Here is a 19,141-nt window from a genome sequence, read left to right on the forward strand (position 1 = left end):
AATGAACCGTCCTGTGATTGTTTAACTACAGAGATTTTTATGTCTAAAATACTGATGAGTGCATGTCTTCTTGGTCAAAAAGTTCGTTATGATGGCGGTGATTGTTTGCAAAGCCATCCTCTGTTACAGCAATGGTTTAATGAAGGAAACATAATCACTATTTGTCCTGAAATGGCCGGGGGCTTGCCCACACCAAGACCTCCCGCCGAGATTCAAGATAAAAAATCAGGTGTTGATGTATTAAAGAGAGCTGCTTCAGTAAAAACAAGCAATAATCAAGATGTTACTGATTTTTTTCTACGTGGTGCACAAAAAGCACTTGAGTTGGTAAAGCAACATCATATTCGTGTTGCTATTTTGAAGGCAAGGAGTCCTTCGTGTGGGGCTGAGATGATTTATGACGGGACATTTTCGCGCACATTGATGCAAGGAGAGGGGGTTACCGCAGCACTATTGATGGAGCATGGTGTACAGGTATTTGATGAATATCATATTGATGAGGCATTAAGTGCTGCACTAGGGTAAACCCTAAGTGATCTTCGGTTTGACGCGTCCATAATCTATATGAGACATGAAATTTATTTGACGAGGAGTTTGCTCATGGAATACAAGTGCCATAAGTGTGGGATGGGCGTGAAAAACTTAACCTGCAGCAAATGCAACACACAATTAGTTAGTGATATTGTTAAAACTGAGAATGGACATGTTCAAGTAGCAAAATGTCCTAATGGATGTGGACAAATTAAATCACCAATATGTTGTGGCAATGATATGGTCTGCAATGATTGATACATTTGCACTCAAAACAGACCTTTCCTCAAGATTCTTTATTTGTGACTATGAGGCAAGGTGCTTTTAACTTTGTAGCCTGGGTGAAGTGCAGCGTAACCCGGAGTTACGGAAACATTTTTATCTATAACCTCAGGCTACGGCTTTGCCTTCACCTAGGCTACAAATCAGCAGATTTAATTGATCTTTATGGTAGGCTTGCAAACAGATGGATTTGCAAGTTAAGAATCAATCCGTGTTTCATGCAATATTCGGCTGCGTATTCATGATTACGTTGATTTTTTTTCAGATCTAAAAGACCAGGCTCCCAAAAACTGACTACTTCATTGATTTCAGAACGTTCTTCTAAAGTCAAGTCACGTCCTTTATCGCGAATTTTTTGAACACGTTGTGGTTCTCTAAGATATCTATTCATAGGGCTCACAAAAACTTGTTTCTTTGTTTTTTCGGCCCATTCATGCGCCCATGTGGGTATTTCGCTATAGGGCGTGTAGTGGTTGTCCTCAGGTGCTGACATGACAAACTTCAAATAATCAGCCCGTTCTAACATTTTAATATTAGGTTTTAGGTAGCGGATAATGGCGCCGTCTTTTTCCAGGCATTTGGGACTAACAACCAGAGTTGTGTTTTCGGGAAGATCAGGCAGAATGGAACTGCCGTTTGATTCAATTTGAGTTTGTTGGAAATAGGGTTGGGCTTTTTCTAAAAATGCAGATAAATTCCGTTGCAATGAAGGTTCACCACCAGTAATGACCAAAACCATTTTTTTTGCAAGTCCCTGGGCCCAAGCAGGTGTAGGGAGATTGCGTTTTTGAAAAAAGGCAGCAATGACCGTGTCAGCTTCTTCCAATAAGGAAGTAAAATCCAGCCATTCGCCCGTATCAAAATAAGTATCACAAAAAGAGCACGCCAAATTACATTTAGCTAAACGAATAAAGTAGGCAGGATGGCCACGAAAAGGACCTTCTCCTTGTAACGTAAAGAAACGGCTGGTAACAAAAAGCGCATCGGATTTCGCATCTTTGAAAAAAGATCTGCCTACTTTGTCATTCAGTCCAAACATCAATTAATCCTTTTCTGTATAAAAATTTTTCATATTATACGCTATTATGTTGCAAATGGTAGTCAGGATGCAGTGCAGTGGAACTCAGGATGTTGTGTAGAATAAGACCTCTTAATCCCAGGTTCTGCTAGGCTACAAGTTACAATATCATTTTGATTTATTTTCTAAGGATTGAATCAGAGCAAAGCGTTCAATTAAATTGATTTTTTCTGAAGCTAATTGATAAATTTTAGCAATTGTTTCCTGGCTCAGTTGATGAAATATAATTTTTACTTCATTTTGTTGTGGCTGGGGGATAGGGGCATATTGATGTGAACCGAGAATTTTTTTCATTGAATTTAAATTAATAGAATCAAAGGAGTAAAAATTATTACGGGTATAAATTTTAATGGGAAATGTAGTTTTTCTTATTTCAGAATCAAAATTCAACTTACTAAAAGGCAGTTTATTAGAGCCATAGCAATTTAATTCTTTATAGCGTTTTATAAAATTGATGCGATTTACATAGAAAAAATCTTGCGATATGCCACTGAGCTTTCTGTTTATAATAGAACAGTTAATTAAGGGAAGGCCAAAACCGATATAATTAATAAAAAGCAATTCAAATATACTTTCAATGTAGTGTTCTAGGTTGCGCTCATGGTGGTTGAGTAATGCTTCATGAATAAAATGGAAGTCCAGTCCCTTCCATGGAGCGGTATCAGAGTGTAAATACCAAAGAATATAATAAACTCCATCCCAGGGTTGGGCGTAGTATTGCTCTGCTACTTTATTCTGTAATCTCCGAACCTCATGAACTAGCGAGGGGGTAATAATGTATGGAATTTTTGGCTTTAAACAAACCGCCATGCCATTTGTTTTGTGATCCCGAATGGCTAGTAACTCAATATTATGCACAGCAATCCTTACAAAAATAGGCTTAAAATATCTCAATAAGGTAAAAAAAATAACATGTAGAAAGTGTAGTAAAGAAAATAGATTTTTTCAAAAAATAAACAAATTTTTTATTTATGGTTGTTTTTCATTTTGCCAGTTTGAACCAAAATGGCTTGGTTTTCGAATCCCGAACATGCAGCTCCGTTATCCCGAGCTGGTATACCCCATTGTTGTTTTTCCTACGAAGGTAGGAGCCTATTGAGATATTGTGCTGTTTTGATGGCTTGAAACCAGTCGTATATTGATTAAATTGGGGATATGCTTCAATTGATCGCACAGTTTGGAAAGGGATTCTTTAGAGCCTGATATATCAATAAGGTTCACGGCAATGGCGCCACGTGATTTATTTTCCATTTGTTCAATATTGTATCCAAGTTTTGAGATGTTCTGAGTGATTTTACCCATAGCTCCTGGAATATTTTCGTTAATCGCCAGCAAGCGGTAACAGTTAGATACTTGGGAGGTGGAGAGTGATATATTAGGAAAATTAATCGAATACTCGATAATTCCATATTCCAGATAATTACAAATATTGCGAATGACCATTTCTGCTGCAGTTTGCTCTGCTTCCTGCGTACTTGCTCCCAAATGAGGAAAACACAAGACATTAGGGTGTCCTGCTAAATTAATTGTTGGGAAATCAGTGATGTAACCCATGAGGCGTTGATTATTCAATTGTTGCAAAATTGCTGCTTCATTTACTATTTGTTCACGTGAAAAATTAAGTAAAAGAGTATGTGGTTTAACAAGGGAAATGTTTTCTTCATTGATTAAATGAGTAGTATTCGTATTTAAAGGGATATGTAGCGTAATGATATCTGCATGAACAAGCAATTCATTCATATCCATGATTTTTTCAACCCCAGGCATCAATGCGAGCGCATTAGTCAGGGTCATATTGGTGTCAAAACCTAAGACATTCATGCCTAAAGCCAGTCCTGCATTAGCTACTTTAACGCCGATATTCCCTAAGCCTATGACACCTAATGTTTTACCTGAAATCTCATGTCCAACAAATTTCTTTTTTTTAGTTTCTATCTCTCGATTTAATAGTTGATTGTCCTCTTTTGACAGTTCGGTAATAAAGGAGCGGGTTTCATCTAAATGTCTATAACCCATTATCATGGCCGCCATCACGAGTTCTTTAACTGCATTAGCGTTTGCTCCAGGGGCATAAAATACGGGGATACCCAAATTTGTAAGTGCCTCAACAGGAATATTGTCCGTCCCAGTGCCTGCTCGGGCAACTGCTTTTAGGTTTTTTTCAAATGGGTGATCATGCAATTTATGAGAGCGTACTAAAATAACATCAGGATCAACAGGGTTAAGACCCAACTGATAAAGGTCAGGATGAAATAAACTTAAGCCTTGAGGAGATATATTATCAAGAACTTGAATAGTGAACATGGTCATTCCCCTTGATCAGAACAACAGAATTATAAATATCTGTCAGTCCTTGTTCATAATAAGCATAATCTTGTGACGATAATTGTTTCAATTCGTCAGGCGTTAATCCCAAAGCAATTATTGGGTAAAAGCTTGTGCTAGTGATATAAAAATTGGCATGGTTTTTCACCCATTCTTTAGGGCTTAGTCCAGAGAAACCTATAAATCGGGTTACTGCGTCTCGAGCTTCCCAGTCACTCACGCCATCACCGACTAATAAGGAACGCTCGTCTGGTTTCAGGACTGACGCGATTTCTACAGTTTTACCATTGCCTTGAATCATATTACTTTGCTCATCAAATCCTTGATAGTTGCCTGCATCATCAAAATAAACGTCCACTGCGAGCACATGGCTCGCAGGAATTCCCAAAGTTTGCGCAAATGGAACTACTGCCGTTTTAATCCCTGCAGAAATAATATAAATTTTTTTATGCAAACCATGCAACAACTGAATGAGTTCTTGTGCCCCAGGAGCTATATGTTGCTTGTAGCACTCTGCCAATTCCTCAACTTGTTTGAGTGTAGGTTGAACATGGAGTAAACGCTGTCGATAATCATCAGGCGTCATGCCGGTTTTTCCCATGCAGCGTGCAGTGATTTGATGTACTTGTTTGGCAACACCATTTCTCGTTGCAAGTACATTAATCCCCTCAATAAGGGAGAGGGTTCCGTCACAGTCAAAGAAAAAAGAATCGATTGGGGCGTTTAAAGCCCAGGGATTTCTATTATCCATGAATTACCCTTATTTAAGCTCTATACAATTCGTAGCATTTGGCAAGATAGTTGAATTGTAAACAGACCCATACTTAATGTAGGCATAGATGTACTATAATCCATTTATTAAGTAGATTCCAATTTAGTGAATCCATGCTTGGAATGGGTTCAAATTGATAAGAAAAATTACTGCAAAGGAATGAGTATGAAAGTAAAGGGGATGTTATTGGGGTTAGTGTTTTGTTTTTTCTTTTCTACTTTAAGTCATAGTACCGTTCGAATTGGCACCCTCGTTTATAATCCTCCTTTTGTTATATCCAGTAGTGAAGGATTTGATATTGATTTATCCCATTTGCTTTGTTCGCGCCTGAAAATAAAGTGCCAGCTTATTCCAATAAAGAACACAAAACAGCTTTATCAAGCGTTAGAAAATGGACAAGTTGATTTGGTCATTGCTGGAGTTACTATTTCGCCTGCTCGTCAGAAGGACCATGTTTTTAGCTTACCGTACATGCTCAGTAAAGGACAATTTTTAACATTGAAAGATCAAAGCCACATTAATTCCGAGGCTGATTTAGAAGGGAGTACAGTCGGTGTGATCAAAGACGAACTAAGCGGCGGTGTTTTATATGCTTATGTACTCAATAAGTACCAAGGAAAAATTAAAGTGAATCAGTATGATACAGTAGAAAATATGTTTGCTGCATTAAGCAATAAAACGATATCTGCTGTATTTCTTTATCGTTCTGACGTGAACTATTGGAATCACAATTATGGTAATTTATTTAAAACCTTGGGGCCTGTAGTGACGCTAGGCGAGGGTATAGCCATTATGGCTCAATCTAAAAACTCAAACTTAATTGACCGCATAAATAAAATATTACAACAAATAGAACAAGATGATACGTATCTTGCTTTATATAAAACGTATTTTTCTAATCAATAGATGAGGTAGAGGGCGTAATCTTTCCCTGATTTCTAATAAATTATTTTAAAAGTCTATACTTGGAGTTAAGAGAGGTTTCAGGAAAAGGAATGCGCATGAATACCTATACTGCAGATATTCAACATCCCGTAACAATTCCCAGTAAAAATGTTTATCTGAACGGTTTTTTATTTATACCTGAAAAAGCCAAAGGGATTGTAATTTTTGTACATGGAAGTGGAAGCAGTCGATTTAGTAGCCGCAATCAGTATGTAGCAAGCACTTTGAATGAAGGGAACTACGCAACGTTGCTTTTTGACCTGCTCACATCACAAGAAGATATTATTGATAATGTGACTCGTGAATTTCGTTTTGATATTCATCTATTATCTTCTCGGCTTGTTGATGTAATTCATTGGTGTACCGAAGAATTAGCCGCATACCATTTTCCAATCGGTTTATTTGGGTCAAGCACCGGAGGTGGGGCTGCACTTGTCGCTGCAGCGCAAGAGCCTAAATTAGTCAACGCAGTTGTTTCGCGTGGCGGTAGGCCTGATTTGGCTAGGAATTATTTACCTCAAGTCAAAGCACCTACATTGCTTATTGTAGGCGGTCAAGATGATGTAGTTATTGATCTCAATCAACAAGCAATGTCGCATATGAATTGCACCACACAATTAGACATAGTGGAGGGGGCAACTCATTTATTTGAAGAACATGGAAAATTAAGCGAAGTTGCGAGTTTAGCCACAAATTGGTTCGATCAGTATTGTTCTGGAAAATAGATTGCTTCGGAGCTTGCACGCAACGCTCCACATACTTTTTGGCTTGAGCACAGCGAAGCTACAAAAAGACGATCATTGATAGTCACTTAATATTTAATGCAGCCAAATCTTCTTCATTTAGAGTTTCTTTTTGTAATAACAGCTTAGCCCCGTTTTCTAAAATTTTGCTGCGTTTTTTTATTATATCCACGGCATCATCAAATGCAGATTGAATGATTTTGCGGACTGCAGCATCAATTTCACATGCAGTTTCTTCACTAAATTCACGATCGTTATGCATTATGGGTGGTTCTAAGAAGCTAGAATGTTCTTTCTGATAAGTAACGGGCCCTAGTTCTTTATCCATCCCATAACGCATCACCATGCTACGGGCAATATCCGTTGCTTTGGCAAGATCATCTGCTGCGCCCGTTGAAAAGTGGCCAAAAACCACAAATTCGGCTGCCCTACCTCCGAGAAGAACCATCATTTTATTTTTTAATTCTTCTTCAGTCATAAGATAGCGATCTTCAGTGGGACGTTGAATGGTATATCCCAAACTACCTATTCCGCGTGGAATAATCGACACTTTATGTACTTGATCGACATTAGGTAACGAGAGTGCGATCAAAGTGTGACCCATTTCATGATATGCCACCGCTTTACGTTCTTCGGGATTGAGTAAACGGTTTTTTTTCTCTAGACCAGCTACAATGCGTTCAATTGCGTTAGTAAAATCATCCATGCTCACCGAGTGGCCATTATGACGTGTGGCCAGTAAGGCTGCTTCATTGACTAGATTCGCTAAATCAGCACCAGAAAAACCTGGAGTTAAAGCTGCAATTTTTTCAGGATCAATATCAGGAGCTTGTTTTATTTTTTTCAGGTGTACATTCAAAATTTCTATGCGGCCCTTTTTGTCTGGGCGATCAACCAATACATGGCGATCAAAACGTCCAGCACGTAATAACGCAGGATCAAGAATTTCCGGACGATTTGTTGCGGCAAGTAGAATGAGTCCTTCACTAGGGTCAAAACCATCCATTTCTGAGAGCAGCTGATTTAAGGTTTGTTCTTTTTCATCATGCCCGCCGCCAATAGGATAAGCACCGCGGGCCCTCCCTAAAGCATCCAGCTCATCGATAAAAATAATTGCTGGAGCTGTTTCTCGGGCATGAGTGAAGAGATCACGAACTCGCGCTGCCCCAACGCCAACAAACATTTCTACGAATTCTGAACCATTAATTGAGAAAAATGGCACCCCTGCTTCACCTGCTACGGCGCGTGCGAGCAATGTTTTTCCAGTTCCAGGTGGACCAACTAAAAGTACCCCTTTAGGTATATGCGCTCCTATACGCGTATAATGTTGTGGATTTTTGAGAAATTCAACAACTTCCATAAGCTCAGTTTTCGCCTCATCGACACCTGCAACATCTTGGAATGATACGTGTGTTTCTTTTTCCATGTAGACTTTGGCTTTGCTTTTGCCGACATCCAAGACACCACCAGCAGCGGTGCCCATACGTCGTATCAAAAAACTCCACAATGCAAAGAAAAGCAGGGCGGGAATAAGCCAAGATAACACCATGGTTAACCATTTATTTTCAGCTTGCCCATTAAACTTTACTTTTGCAGCTTCCAAGGTGGATACAAGTGAAGGATCATTGATACGTACGGTAGTCACTTGGGGGGCATCGCCACCATATTTCTTTATTTCACTTAATTTATCTTCGGGGAGTAATCCTACCAAACCGTCGGTTTTCACGTTTGCGGTAATGTAGCTGTCATCAAGGAGGACATTATCTAACTTATCGGCTTTCAAAAGATTGATAAAGTCACTGTACGCAATATTGACAGGATGTGGGGCGAAAAAAAAGTTCTGGAATAGAATGATAATCCAGAAAATCATCAGCACATACCAGAGCGACTGCCATTGTTTGTTTTCCACACTCTTCCCCTGATTTCACTATCCTAATGCGTAGAAAAAACGGACTGGTTTTGTATAAGTATATACCAACGGATAAACATCGGTTCGCTCATCTCGTAGTTTCTTATGTAGTGATATCCCAACATTGCGTCTTGAAGGCAATAATTTATTAAACAGTCTGTTTGTTGAGAATTTAATCTCTTGGTATTATAATAAATCTATTTAGTGATGATTTCCGGTCATTTATGTATACAGAGTTAGATAACAATGCCGTGCTGCCAAGTTCAACGCACTATGTTCTAGATTATCCTAATAAAAATGATTTATCTGTTTTCTTTGATTATGTTAATCACGAAAGCGCGATGGCAGAAATTTATTTTGAAAATGAAGATGAAGCGGTATTAGAGGATGTAACCATTCAGTTATTTAACAATAATGGAAAATTGCTCCATAAAGAGGGCAATCGATGTGATTTAATGCTTGTTTTGCGAGACAATGGAAAGATTATTGGCTTTATAGAATTAAGGCTAATTCAAAACTCAGAAATGATGTCTCAATTATATGGCCTATTTGTAAGTGAAAAATATCGCCAAAAAGGGCTAGCCAACTTAATGACGGCTCATGCTTTGGATTTTTTCGTACATACAGGGCTGACAAGTATGACAGTCAGTCCTTCAGCAGAATCGCTTACCGTTTATAATAAATTTGGTTTTTACCCCGCAGAGCTCGATGATGTTGATATAAAAAAATGGTTCCAACAAACACAGAAAGAACGGCTAGAACAGTTAATAGAGGAGCCTTCGTTGTATCTTTTAATGGATTTAGAAATGGACGTCTGTCAGCAGGCTTTTACAAGTCATTGTAAACAATCCGCCCAAAACTTTGTTCCATTTGAGATTTCTCAAAATTTAAAAAAAGATTTAAAAACGAATGTATTTGACTGGAGAAAAAGAGCGAGTTCCCCAACTTTATTATCGGACAGCGACTTGGGCGTTTTAAGTACTCCGGAAGACCATAAAAAAAGAAAAATCGAGTCAGACGCTCAATCATCTTTAAAGCCCTAGCAAAAAAATCGTTATTGAACTAACAAAGGGAGCGCACGTACACCATAAACTATAGTTATAGGAGGAGTGTGCAAAACCTAGGGATAATAATGATGTCATCAATAACATCTCAATTTCATATATTTTTATGTGGTGATGTCATGACGGGACGAGGAGTTGATCAAGTCTTAACTCATCCCTGTGAACCACAAATTTATGAATCTTATGTTCGCGATGCACGAGATTATGTCCGACTTGCTGAGCAGATCAATGGCTCGATTCCTCTGCATAACAAAGGAGAATACGTATGGGGGGATGCATTAGACGAATTAAATTTAAGAAAGCCTGATCTGCGTTTAATTAATCTTGAAACAAGCATCACCAGCAGCGATACACCATGGCCAAATAAGGGCATCAATTACCGCATGCATCCTAAGAATATAGACGTAATTACTGCCGCACATATTGATGTTTGTGTTTTGGCAAATAATCACGTATTAGATTGGGGAAAAGAAGGTCTTTTAGAAACCTTATTGACTCTGGACAAGGTGGGAATTAGCTATGTAGGTGCCGGAAAAAATATCCAAAAAGCAACAGCACCTGCAATTCTTTTTGTACCTGGTTTCAAGGGCAGAATACTCGTATTCTCTATGGGGCTCTCTTCTAGTGGTATTCTCAAAGAATGGGCGGCTACAGTGGAACAACCTGGCGTGTGGTTGTTACCTGATTTAAGTAAAGACACTATCAAGCAAATTAAAAAAGTGATTGAACATTATAGAAAAGCAGAAGATTTATGTATCGTGAGCATTCATTGGGGAGGAAATTGGGGTTATGAGATTCCCCTATACCATCAACGGTTTGCGCATAGACTCATTGATCAATTAGGTGTTCATGTGATTCATGGCCACTCCGCTCATCATCCAATGGGTATTGAGCTATATAATCAGGGTTTGATTTTATATGGTTGTGGTGATTTGATTAATGATTATGAGGGGATAGGAGGCTGGGAGCAGTTCAAAAGTGAGTTGTCATTAATGTATTTTTTAACCTTTAATGCGCAGGGACGATTAACGCAATTAGAGTTGGTGCCTATGGTCAGGAAAAACTTCAAATTACACTATGCAAGTAAGGATGACGGACAATGGATGGCTAAAAATCTTACTGCATGTTCGCGGAGGTTTAAGACTTCTTTTGAATTCAATAATTATGTAATCCATTGTTTATGAATGCATTAATTTGTAGTTGGTTGCTGCAGATAAAGGAGGGGCCATATAATTCGAAATCCCTTCGAAAAAAATAAAAGAACATCACCCATAAAAACCAATCATTTCGCAAAAGAATATACTGAAATCAGTAATCAATTAAATGGACTCAAAGTTGATACGGAACGAACAGATAACTTAAAAAGATTAAATGAGGGAATAGTGCAAATAAAGAAAGATGACGCGTTATCTGATGATGCAAAAATTGTTGCACTCCTGGATGTTTTTTTAACTGAAAATACACTGATTTCAAAATCATTTGGTGGCTCAAGTAGTGGTTTAAGTAAATTTATTAGAAATTTTTGTGTCGAAAATTTTGGTGTAGAATTAGTCCAGGAATCAACATTTCGTGTTAAACCAGATGGTTTAATAATGCAGGTTCTAAATGATCAAGGTATCAAACCTCCAGAGAAAGACAGTTTATTACCCCCTGTCCGAAGGAAAGAAACTGAAATGGGACGTGTCTCTAAAAGTGCTCCAGTGCTAAAAATACAAGACGAACCAAAGATTAGAGTCACCGCTTCACTAGACAGTATCGAAACATCTCGAGAGGAAATAGGTCAATTTACTTTGCGTAAAAACAAGGAATTCACTCGCTTAGGTAGTATGTTTGGTGCCAAACAATTTTGTTATGCGGAAAAGCCTGGTGGTGTAGAGCCAGGATTTAGAGCAGTTGATTTAGATGAATTATTCTTTAAAGAGCTGGATAAAATTTTAGCTGCAGAACGTTTGCCACCAATAAAACAAGTTGCTGATGTACAAAAGCTTAAAGACTTGAAGGATGTTTTGGGTAAAGAAGAAGATTTGCGCCAAAAGCAAATTATTTTTGCAACGTTTGTTAACACCCAGATAAAAGGGCCTCATGCTAAGGAGGTAATGGTTCCTAACATTCAATGGCTTTGTGATGAGGTAAAAGCGGCTGTTGCTAAGAATAATCAGTTAAGTGCTTGGATGTATAAACTCGATTATGCAGAAGGGCAAAAAAACAGAATCAAAGCGAATAAAGAAGCGCTTAGAGAATTTGTAGGTACACGCCTTGCTGGCATTTTTAGTGCACAAAATCAAAAGCAGGAAATTGTTTGGGTCAATAATGGGGAAGGAGACGTGCATGCCTTATTGGCTTGTGGTTGGAAAAATGGTTTACAAGAGTTAACACAGTTTCTACATGGTGGTTCTGAGCCTGATTATAATGGCGTTTTGGTTGAAGACAAGAAGGCATTCGTAAAGCGTTCTAAATATATTCGTGGTTTAGGCAAGAACCTGCCTTTTGGGATTGGGATTGGTGATCGTGATGGCATGGGTAAGGATGCGCAAAATAAAGGCTTTGCGGATGAGGCTTATTATGGTTTTGATTATGGCAAACCTTATGAAGGAGCAGGGGTGGCAGCAAGTCTAAGCGATGACTTTTCATTTGAAGACACTTTTGCTAAAGCACCAGCACTATTTAGAGGTTCTTCAGTGATAGGTTTTGCTCGTCATTTTATGTATCGAAATTACAGTGTTTTCTATGATACGGCTTTGTCTGAACGCATGGAAGGGATCCATTTACTCAGAAAGATGATTACTGGAGAAAATCCCAGCGATGAGGTGATAGAAAGCTATCCGGAGTTAAAAGAAGAATTACAGCGAATTCAAGAAATTACTCCGTCCCCTGAAGAATTATTAAACATTTTAGGCACGCTTAGAGAGAAAAGTAAGGATGGGAGTCCATTACAGTCTTTAATCGATGCGCAAATTTTAGAACTATGCTCAGGAAAATTATCCACTTTTGATTTGTATTTTGCTCAAATAAAAATTGATTTAATCGATATGGTTATCGAAAACAATGTGAATTCTGCAGAACTTGCTGACTATATAGAGTTTATTAATGAAATGGCTGCAAACGCGCGTAACAGCAACCAACATATATTAACCACGTTCAAACAACGACTATCATTAACCGCTCAAGAAATTGATCTGCTCGACCGCCTAGAGAAATATTTTTCTCCTACTTCGGTGATGTCTCATGATGGTGAAGTCTTCTTAAATCTGATGCGTTTTGATCCACCAAGTAGCAGAACTCCTTTTCAACTAAAAAAAGAAGAGAGTGGAACGTATACCTTAACTACAACGAATAAAGATATTGCTCGCCAATTAGAGGATGAGTTTGGGCTCAAGTGCACTAAAAGCGATGCAGGATTAAGTTGTACAGTCGATGCTGAGGCACTGAAGCAATTAATGAAAAACGCTGAAGTGAAGTACAATCAAAAACGAGATGGGTTGTTGATTAAACCAACCTATAAATTAGTTACTTTTCCTTATATGGTTTCCATACTGAATCAAGATAATGCACCTCAAGATCCCAAAGTGGATCTGAGCTTTTCATGGCTGGAGGACAACAGTTTGTCTCTACGAATCATTGCGAAAACAAAGCAACAAGTCGAGCATGTTGAGCAGTTATTCGGAATCAAGCTTATGCTGAATGACGCGCAATTGATACAAATTCCACCCGATATGCATGCTAAATTTCAAAAAAGTGTCGACAAACACTACGAGCAATTAACGAATAGCAAAGTAAGTATTGAGCAGAGACAAAGAGAGTCCGTCATTTCTGTCCTCTCTAAAAAAGAAGAAATTTTCCCACCTTCTGATAAATGGAAGGGGTTACACGACAAATCAGAGACAGAAATTTCCAAAACGAAGCTCCCAACTGAATTACTCATGAAGCGTCTGAGTGCACTAATCCATGATGGTGGTGTTTGGGAAAGGGCTCGCAATGTAATCGAAGATATAACCGATCTGCAAATCATTGAGCAGTTGTTGTCTTACAATGATCAATCATTATCTGCACCGGATAACCTCAAAGCGATTATTGATGAGCGATTTGCAGAAATTCATGCTATTGAGGACAAGCAAGCTGTAGCTGAAGCGTCTGATAAAGTTAGCGTAAGACAAACTTTATTTTAATAAATATAATCTAGATGCTTTGTAGCTACAACTCATAATAATGGTTTGTAAACAGTGGTTGAAAACCGATGCGTTTGTAGAGATTGAGACCTGCGCTCGACGCTTCTAAAAAACAGATTCGCACGTTTAATTCTAAAGCTTTTTGCAGCGCATAAGTCATCATGGCACTTGCAAAGCCACGTTGTTGAACATGGGGATGTGTCGCTAAATCATCGATGCGGGCAAGATGTTCCTTTACGGTTAATGTCATCGATACAACAGGTTCCCCTGCTAAAAACCCGGAAAAATGATAAACGCCGTTGCATTTCTTTAATGCATCGCTGTGTCTTTGAGTATAAATATGTGTAATTTCTGGGGTTGATTGAAAACCATGAGTAATCGGAATGCTCCAAGTATGTAACTCTTCATTCATTAGTTTAAATTCAAGCGGGCTTTCAACCGCATGCAGATTATTCGATAAAAGATTGAATGCCATCCCTACGCCTGTATCGGCTAATTCATATTCTTGGAGTAATTGATCATTTTTTTGGGTAAGCAATTGTTCTGAAATAATAAGTGCCCAAGGCAAATTATTTTTGGTGAAATAAGACTTACACTGTGCAAGATCATTTAAAAAATGCTCGTTTATTTGGGTCACAAAAGCGGGATTAAGTCCTGATGCAAGTACCCCTGTTGCAAATGCGGTTATTGTTTGATAATCAACGCAATGTAAGCTTATGAGAGAAAAAAAATGCCTCTCCATCTCATGAAAATCATTGATTAGTTGCATAAATATAGGTCCAACAATAATTTTTCCGGGCATTATATCAAACTATGAAAAAGCAGTAACATTTGCGAAGAAATTATCGTCTATAGTCTCTTGCATAGGGATAATTCTTCGCTTGGTTAAAATGGAGTTTAGGTGGGTTGTTTGCTACGGATAAGAAGAACAGGTATGGAGGCATTACGAATCACACCCTCTGCAACACTACCCAGTAATAAATGCTGAAAACCACGACGGCCATGGGTTCCTATAACAATCAAATCGGCTGACCAATTTTTTGCTGCGTCAATAATTTTATTTGCAACTTTTTCATGCGCTGAATTAATTTCCAGTAGCTGCGCATCACAATCTACATTATGTTCGCGTGCAATTGTTAGCATTTTACTCAAAAATTGTTGGCCATACTCCTTGAATGAAGCTTCAAGTTGTTCATAATCAATACCGGTCCCCACATAAGGTGCATGAAATTCATTGGCAATATGTACAAGGCATAATTTTGCACGATGTACTTTACTGAGCTCAATGGCTTCCTGGAACGCCAGCATTGATGTATCACTGTCATCAATTGCTACTAAAATATTCTGATACATTTCTATTTCCTTATGAAAGTAAATAAGTTTCACTAATCTGAAATATCTTACCTATAATCTAGATTGAAGCATAGATTGAGTTTCGAGGTACAGAAATATAACGAATTATTTTTTGAGTAACACCGCACGAGGCAATAATGACTAAGAATCATGAAATTCTATTTACTCCATTTAAATTAAGAGAACTTACTTTAAAGAACCGTATCGTTATGGCACCACTAACACGAAATCGTTCAATACACGGAATTGATACTCCTTCAGAACTTAATGCAGAATATTATGCCCAACGTGCGGAAGCAGGCTTAATCATCGCTGAGGCAACACAAATCTCTCCTACTGGAAAAGGATATGCTTGGACGCCTGGAATCTATTCTCCGGAACAAATTGTTGGATGGAAATTGGTAACAGATGCAGTTCATGCCCGTGGAGGGACGATTTATTTGCAGCTCTGGCACGTAGGAAGAATTTCCCATCCTTCTCTTCAACCTGGAGGTATTGCTCCGGTTGCTCCTTCTGCTCTTACAGCAACTGGGCAACGTACATTTGTTGAAAATGGTACATTTGTCGAAGTTGGAGCGCCACGTGCGTTAGAGCTTAGTGAAATTCCCGGTATTATCGAAGATTATCGAGTCGCGGCAAGGAATGCGGTTTTAGCTGGATTCGATGGGGTTGAAATTCATGCGGCGAATGGGTATCTCATTCATCAATTTTTGTGTGATGGCAGCAACCATCGAACCGATCAATATGGTGGTTCGATTACTAATCGATTGCGTTTTGCGTTAGAGGTGACCAGTGCAGTTGTTTCTGAGGTTGGAGCCTATCGAACAGGAATCCGAATTGCTCCAGTAAGCCATGCCAATGGTGTGACTGATACCTCACCTGCTGCTGTATTTTTCCCACTTGTCCAAGAATTGAGCCGATTTAATTTGGCTTATGTGCATGTTATTGAAGGAGAAACTCAAGGGGCGCGAGCGTTTTATGGCTTTGATTTCCATGCATTACGTAAAGCGTTTGATGGTCCCTGGATGGTGAATAATGGTTATACTTTAGAAATGGCAACTGAGGCAGTTGCAAGTGGTTATGCAGACCTAGTTGCTTTTGGACGATATTTCATTGCCAATCCTGATTTGGTGACGCGATTTAAAAAGAATGTGCCATTGAATGAACCAGAGCGCGCGACTTTATACGGTGGTGGTGTAAAAGGGTACACCGATTATCCTTTTTATAGTAATCCAATAAATGAAGATGACATAAAATGATGCTCAAAATAGCGCTTTGGATTTTCTTTATTTTTATTTTAATTTTTATATTGTCTTATCCATTGCAGCGCTATTTGATTTATTTTCCGTCTCCCGAACAACCTAATCGCAACGATTTTCATGCAGAAGACATGCACGTTGTTAAAATCCCAGTTGCTGATGGACTGTCTTTAAATTCTTGGTATAAACCCGCTGTGGATAACAAGCCTACGATTCTCTATTTACATGGTAATGCAGGACATATTGGCTTTCGGATGGATCTGATTCGACAGTTTCTATCAGAGGGATTGGGTGTGTTATTGCTTGAATATCGAGGATATGGAGGAAACCTGGGAAAACCTACAGAGTCAGGATTTTATCAAGATGCTCGCGCGGCAATGAAGTTTTTACAGCAGCAGGGTGTTCAAGAACATCGTATTGTGCTCTATGGGGAATCATTGGGAACTGGAGTGGCAACACAAATGGCAACAGAGTTTCCTGTGTGTGCTGTGGTATTACAATCCCCTTACACGTCGTTAACGGATTTGGCTCGATTTCATTATCCTTGGTTACCCGTACCGCTAATGGATAAGTATGATTCTTTATCACGTATTCAAAAAATTCATGTTCCTATCTTAATGTTGCATGGGAAATTAGATGAAGTTGTTCCTTATGAGCAGGGCATTACTCTGTTCAATCATGCCAACCAACCTAAGAAATGGATTGATTTTCCTGAGAAAGGCCATCAAGACTTATGGAATCCCCATTTTGCTCATAGTGTGATGCATTTTATTAATTCTTATTGTACGCATGCAAAATAAGGGGTTTAACCATAGTACCGTTTGCGTAAATGAAAAAATGAATAAAATATTTACAAAAATTCGTCCATCGATTACCATGTGTACAGGCTTCATGGGACGCCTATACCCACAAAAGAGGATCTCACCCTGGTTAGTAATTGATTGATTCATTATTCATTAACCTTTTTGTTGCTGGAAAAAGTGGGTGTCTAGCAGAGAGCAAAGGGGATTTACATGAATAAGCCACACAATTCATTTCGTGTTGACGAATATAAAATTCAAGCGTCTATTTTATTAAAATCGTTACATGCTACAAATCATGCAGTAGCACAAAAAGCTGCTCGACGTTTTCAAAATTTGCCTGAGTTTAAAAATTTTTCTCTTGAAGAAATAATACGTGCTGATATGAAGCGCAAACATGCGCTTACTGTGATTGCGATAGGAATCGGTTTTAAATCTTGGCGTGATTTGAAATGTCAGTTGCCATTTATTCGCGGTGGATTTCTGAATCATTGGTTTTCACATTATGCGGAAGCTAAATTACATCAGCGCACGCAGGGTGGTTTTTTATTGCCATTTAAAAATCAATTTTTTGTTTGTGACGCAGATTATATTCGTAATCTCGGTTTTAATCCTGAGGATCGGGATTGGACATTCATAGGAAATGACTGGGTGCATCCAGAGAGTAAAGAGGCATGGCAACGACTGTATAAAAAATGGATGGTAATTCAGCAATAAGGATATTAATTTTTATTTTTACGTGAACGTATGCGTGCTCTAGTGAGGGCCAGTGTAGCCTGTTGCTTGCAACCAGGCTACGTTTAGTTTTTCGGGCATGTCTTTACGTAATAAATAGTTCTCTTGCAGTAGGAAAAAAAATTAACATAGAATGGATTATGTTTTTTTGTTTGGAGGTTATGAATGGCCTATTTGAAGCACATTATCGTTACTTTTATTACATGCTTATTGACTCAAGGCTTGGCTTTTGCACATACAGAAACTAAGGCATGTGATGGCAGCATTTATAACCCTTGCATTGTAGAAGACAGTGCGTTTTCTTACTCTTCCTTAAAATGGTTGCGTGATGCATCCATGATTGCTACGGCTTATCAGGGCAATACACTGGGTATTAGAGATTTACCCGTTTCGGGTAGTGAGGAGCCGAGTGAGAAAGGGTGGAAAGAGATTTCTGAGTATATTGCCAAGCATAGGCACTCGAAAATAGTAGTACTGGATTTGCGCCAGGAAAGTCATGGCTATATTAATGGACGAGCGATTACTTTAGTGAGTGACTACGATTGGATAAATCGAGGAAAAAGTAATGCACAAAGTCTTACAGATCAGAATCATTGGCTTAAGTCATTAAGCACTCAGAAAAAGATAAGCGGTGTTTTATCACATCAGCAGTTTGCTGCTAAGGAATACTCTAGTGGAAAAACCATTCCCGTGAAAGTGGTAAAAAATGAAGAGGAGTTAGTTTCTCAATTAGGTTTTGCATATCAGCGACTATACGTTACTGATCATGCGGCTCCATCTGATGCAGAAGTTGATGCATTTTTGTCAATAATAAAAAATGCGTCTAAAGATACTTGGTTCCATATACATTGCCGGGGAGGAAAGGGGCGGACTACGACTTTTTTGGTGATGTATGACATGTTAAAAAACGCAGATAAAGTCAGTTTTGGCGAAATTATTGCACGACAGGCTTCAATACCACCTTATTATAATTTGTTTGAAGTGCACCGAGCAGATCCTTTTCTTACATCTTATTATGAACAGCGAGTTATTTTCCTTTCTCGTTTTTATCGATTTGCACAACAGTTTTTAAAGGGATATCAAGGAGCCTGGAGTCAGTGGAGTGCTGCAGATTTTGATAAGGTTTAGTCAATCATCTTAGCCCTCCGGCCCTAATGGCACCATCTCCCCACAAGGGAG

17 protein-coding genes are annotated in these 19,141 nt (G+C 38.6%); 10 read left to right on the plus strand and 7 right to left on the minus strand.

What is annotated here, in order from left to right; all coding sequences use genetic code 11:
* Positions 1-39 precede the first annotated feature (39 nt).
* Positions 40-525 carry a 2-thiouracil desulfurase family protein gene (locus BGO44_RS04975; RefSeq protein ID WP_058512032.1) on the plus strand — a complete coding sequence of 162 codons (486 nt, stop codon included), beginning with the start codon at positions 40-42 and terminating at the stop codon, positions 523-525.
* 451 nt (positions 526-976) lie between these two features.
* On the opposite strand, the gene BGO44_RS04980 is transcribed toward BGO44_RS04975, so the two are convergent.
* The 4 genes from BGO44_RS04980 to BGO44_RS04995 all read right to left on the minus strand — a co-directional run bounded on the left by BGO44_RS04980 (position 977) and on the right by BGO44_RS04995 (position 4,967).
* On the minus strand, positions 977-1,852 hold the full coding sequence (locus tag BGO44_RS04980; RefSeq protein WP_273198853.1) for a 7-carboxy-7-deazaguanine synthase QueE: 876 nt from the start codon (positions 1,850-1,852) through the stop codon (positions 977-979).
* A gap of 147 nt (positions 1,853-1,999) precedes the next feature.
* The gene (locus BGO44_RS04985; RefSeq protein ID WP_273198851.1) at positions 2,000-2,749 is read right to left on the minus strand and encodes a hypothetical protein; all 750 of its coding nucleotides are present in this window, start codon (positions 2,747-2,749) and stop codon (positions 2,000-2,002) included.
* A gap of 234 nt (positions 2,750-2,983) precedes the next feature.
* Positions 2,984-4,195, minus strand: a complete 1,212-nt coding sequence (locus BGO44_RS04990; protein ID WP_273198848.1) for a 3-phosphoglycerate dehydrogenase family protein — start codon at positions 4,193-4,195, stop codon at positions 2,984-2,986.
* Positions 4,173-4,967: an HAD-IB family phosphatase gene (locus BGO44_RS04995; protein ID WP_273198846.1), complete on the minus strand. Its 795-nt coding sequence runs from the start codon at positions 4,965-4,967 to the stop codon at positions 4,173-4,175. Before BGO44_RS04995 ends, BGO44_RS04990 begins: the two co-directional genes overlap by 23 nt.
* A 186-nt stretch (positions 4,968-5,153) precedes the next feature.
* On the opposite strand from BGO44_RS04995, the gene BGO44_RS05000 reads away from it, so the two are divergent.
* Positions 5,154-5,894: a transporter substrate-binding domain-containing protein gene (locus BGO44_RS05000; protein ID WP_058512038.1), complete on the plus strand. Its 741-nt coding sequence runs from the start codon at positions 5,154-5,156 to the stop codon at positions 5,892-5,894.
* Between the two features lie 95 nt (positions 5,895-5,989).
* Positions 5,990-6,658, plus strand: coding sequence for a dienelactone hydrolase family protein (locus BGO44_RS05005; protein ID WP_058512039.1), 669 nt, complete (start codon positions 5,990-5,992; stop codon positions 6,656-6,658).
* Between the two features lie 82 nt (positions 6,659-6,740).
* Here the strand turns inward: BGO44_RS05005 and ftsH are convergent, their stop codons facing one another.
* On the minus strand, positions 6,741-8,585 hold the full coding sequence (gene ftsH, locus BGO44_RS05010; RefSeq protein WP_058512040.1) for an ATP-dependent zinc metalloprotease FtsH: 1,845 nt from the start codon (positions 8,583-8,585) through the stop codon (positions 6,741-6,743).
* A 224-nt stretch (positions 8,586-8,809) separates the two neighbouring features.
* On the opposite strand from ftsH, the gene BGO44_RS05015 reads away from it, so the two are divergent.
* The 3 genes from BGO44_RS05015 (at position 8,810) to BGO44_RS05025 (ending at position 13,815) form a co-directional block, all read left to right on the plus strand.
* Positions 8,810-9,628: a GNAT family N-acetyltransferase gene (locus BGO44_RS05015; RefSeq protein ID WP_273198843.1), complete on the plus strand. Its 819-nt coding sequence runs from the start codon at positions 8,810-8,812 to the stop codon at positions 9,626-9,628.
* An 89-nt stretch (positions 9,629-9,717) separates the two neighbouring features.
* A complete protein-coding gene (locus BGO44_RS05020) occupies positions 9,718-10,833 on the plus strand; it encodes a CapA family protein (RefSeq protein ID WP_273198842.1) in 1,116 nt (371 codons plus the stop codon).
* A gap of 198 nt (positions 10,834-11,031) precedes the next feature.
* Positions 11,032-13,815, plus strand: a complete 2,784-nt coding sequence (locus BGO44_RS05025; RefSeq protein WP_273198840.1) for a hypothetical protein — start codon at positions 11,032-11,034, stop codon at positions 13,813-13,815.
* 25 nt (positions 13,816-13,840) lie between these two features.
* Here BGO44_RS05025 and BGO44_RS05030 read toward each other — a convergent pair whose 3' ends face one another.
* A complete protein-coding gene (locus BGO44_RS05030) occupies positions 13,841-14,584 on the minus strand; it encodes a GNAT family N-acetyltransferase (protein WP_273198837.1) in 744 nt (247 codons plus the stop codon).
* Positions 14,585-14,712: 128 nt separating this feature from the next.
* The gene (locus tag BGO44_RS05035) at positions 14,713-15,168 is read right to left on the minus strand and encodes a universal stress protein (protein ID WP_273198834.1); all 456 of its coding nucleotides are present in this window, start codon (positions 15,166-15,168) and stop codon (positions 14,713-14,715) included.
* 137 nt (positions 15,169-15,305) lie between these two features.
* On the opposite strand from BGO44_RS05035, the gene BGO44_RS05040 reads away from it, so the two are divergent.
* From BGO44_RS05040 to BGO44_RS05055, 4 genes are all read left to right on the plus strand, one after another.
* The gene (locus BGO44_RS05040) at positions 15,306-16,427 is read left to right on the plus strand and encodes an alkene reductase (protein ID WP_273198831.1); all 1,122 of its coding nucleotides are present in this window, start codon (positions 15,306-15,308) and stop codon (positions 16,425-16,427) included.
* Positions 16,424-17,227: an alpha/beta hydrolase gene (locus BGO44_RS05045; protein ID WP_273198829.1), complete on the plus strand. Its 804-nt coding sequence runs from the start codon at positions 16,424-16,426 to the stop codon at positions 17,225-17,227. The genes BGO44_RS05040 and BGO44_RS05045 overlap by 4 nt, the downstream gene beginning before the upstream one ends.
* A gap of 213 nt (positions 17,228-17,440) precedes the next feature.
* The gene (locus tag BGO44_RS05050) at positions 17,441-17,944 is read left to right on the plus strand and encodes a hypothetical protein (protein WP_273198827.1); all 504 of its coding nucleotides are present in this window, start codon (positions 17,441-17,443) and stop codon (positions 17,942-17,944) included.
* A 183-nt stretch (positions 17,945-18,127) separates the two neighbouring features.
* A complete protein-coding gene (locus tag BGO44_RS05055; protein WP_273198824.1) occupies positions 18,128-19,090 on the plus strand; it encodes a phosphatase domain-containing protein in 963 nt (320 codons plus the stop codon).
* Positions 19,091-19,141: the final 51 nt, after the last annotated feature.

Origin of the sequence: Legionella sp. 39-23 (assembly GCF_001897665.1) — a bacterium.
GTDB lineage: Bacteria > Pseudomonadota > Gammaproteobacteria > Legionellales > Legionellaceae > Legionella > Legionella steelei.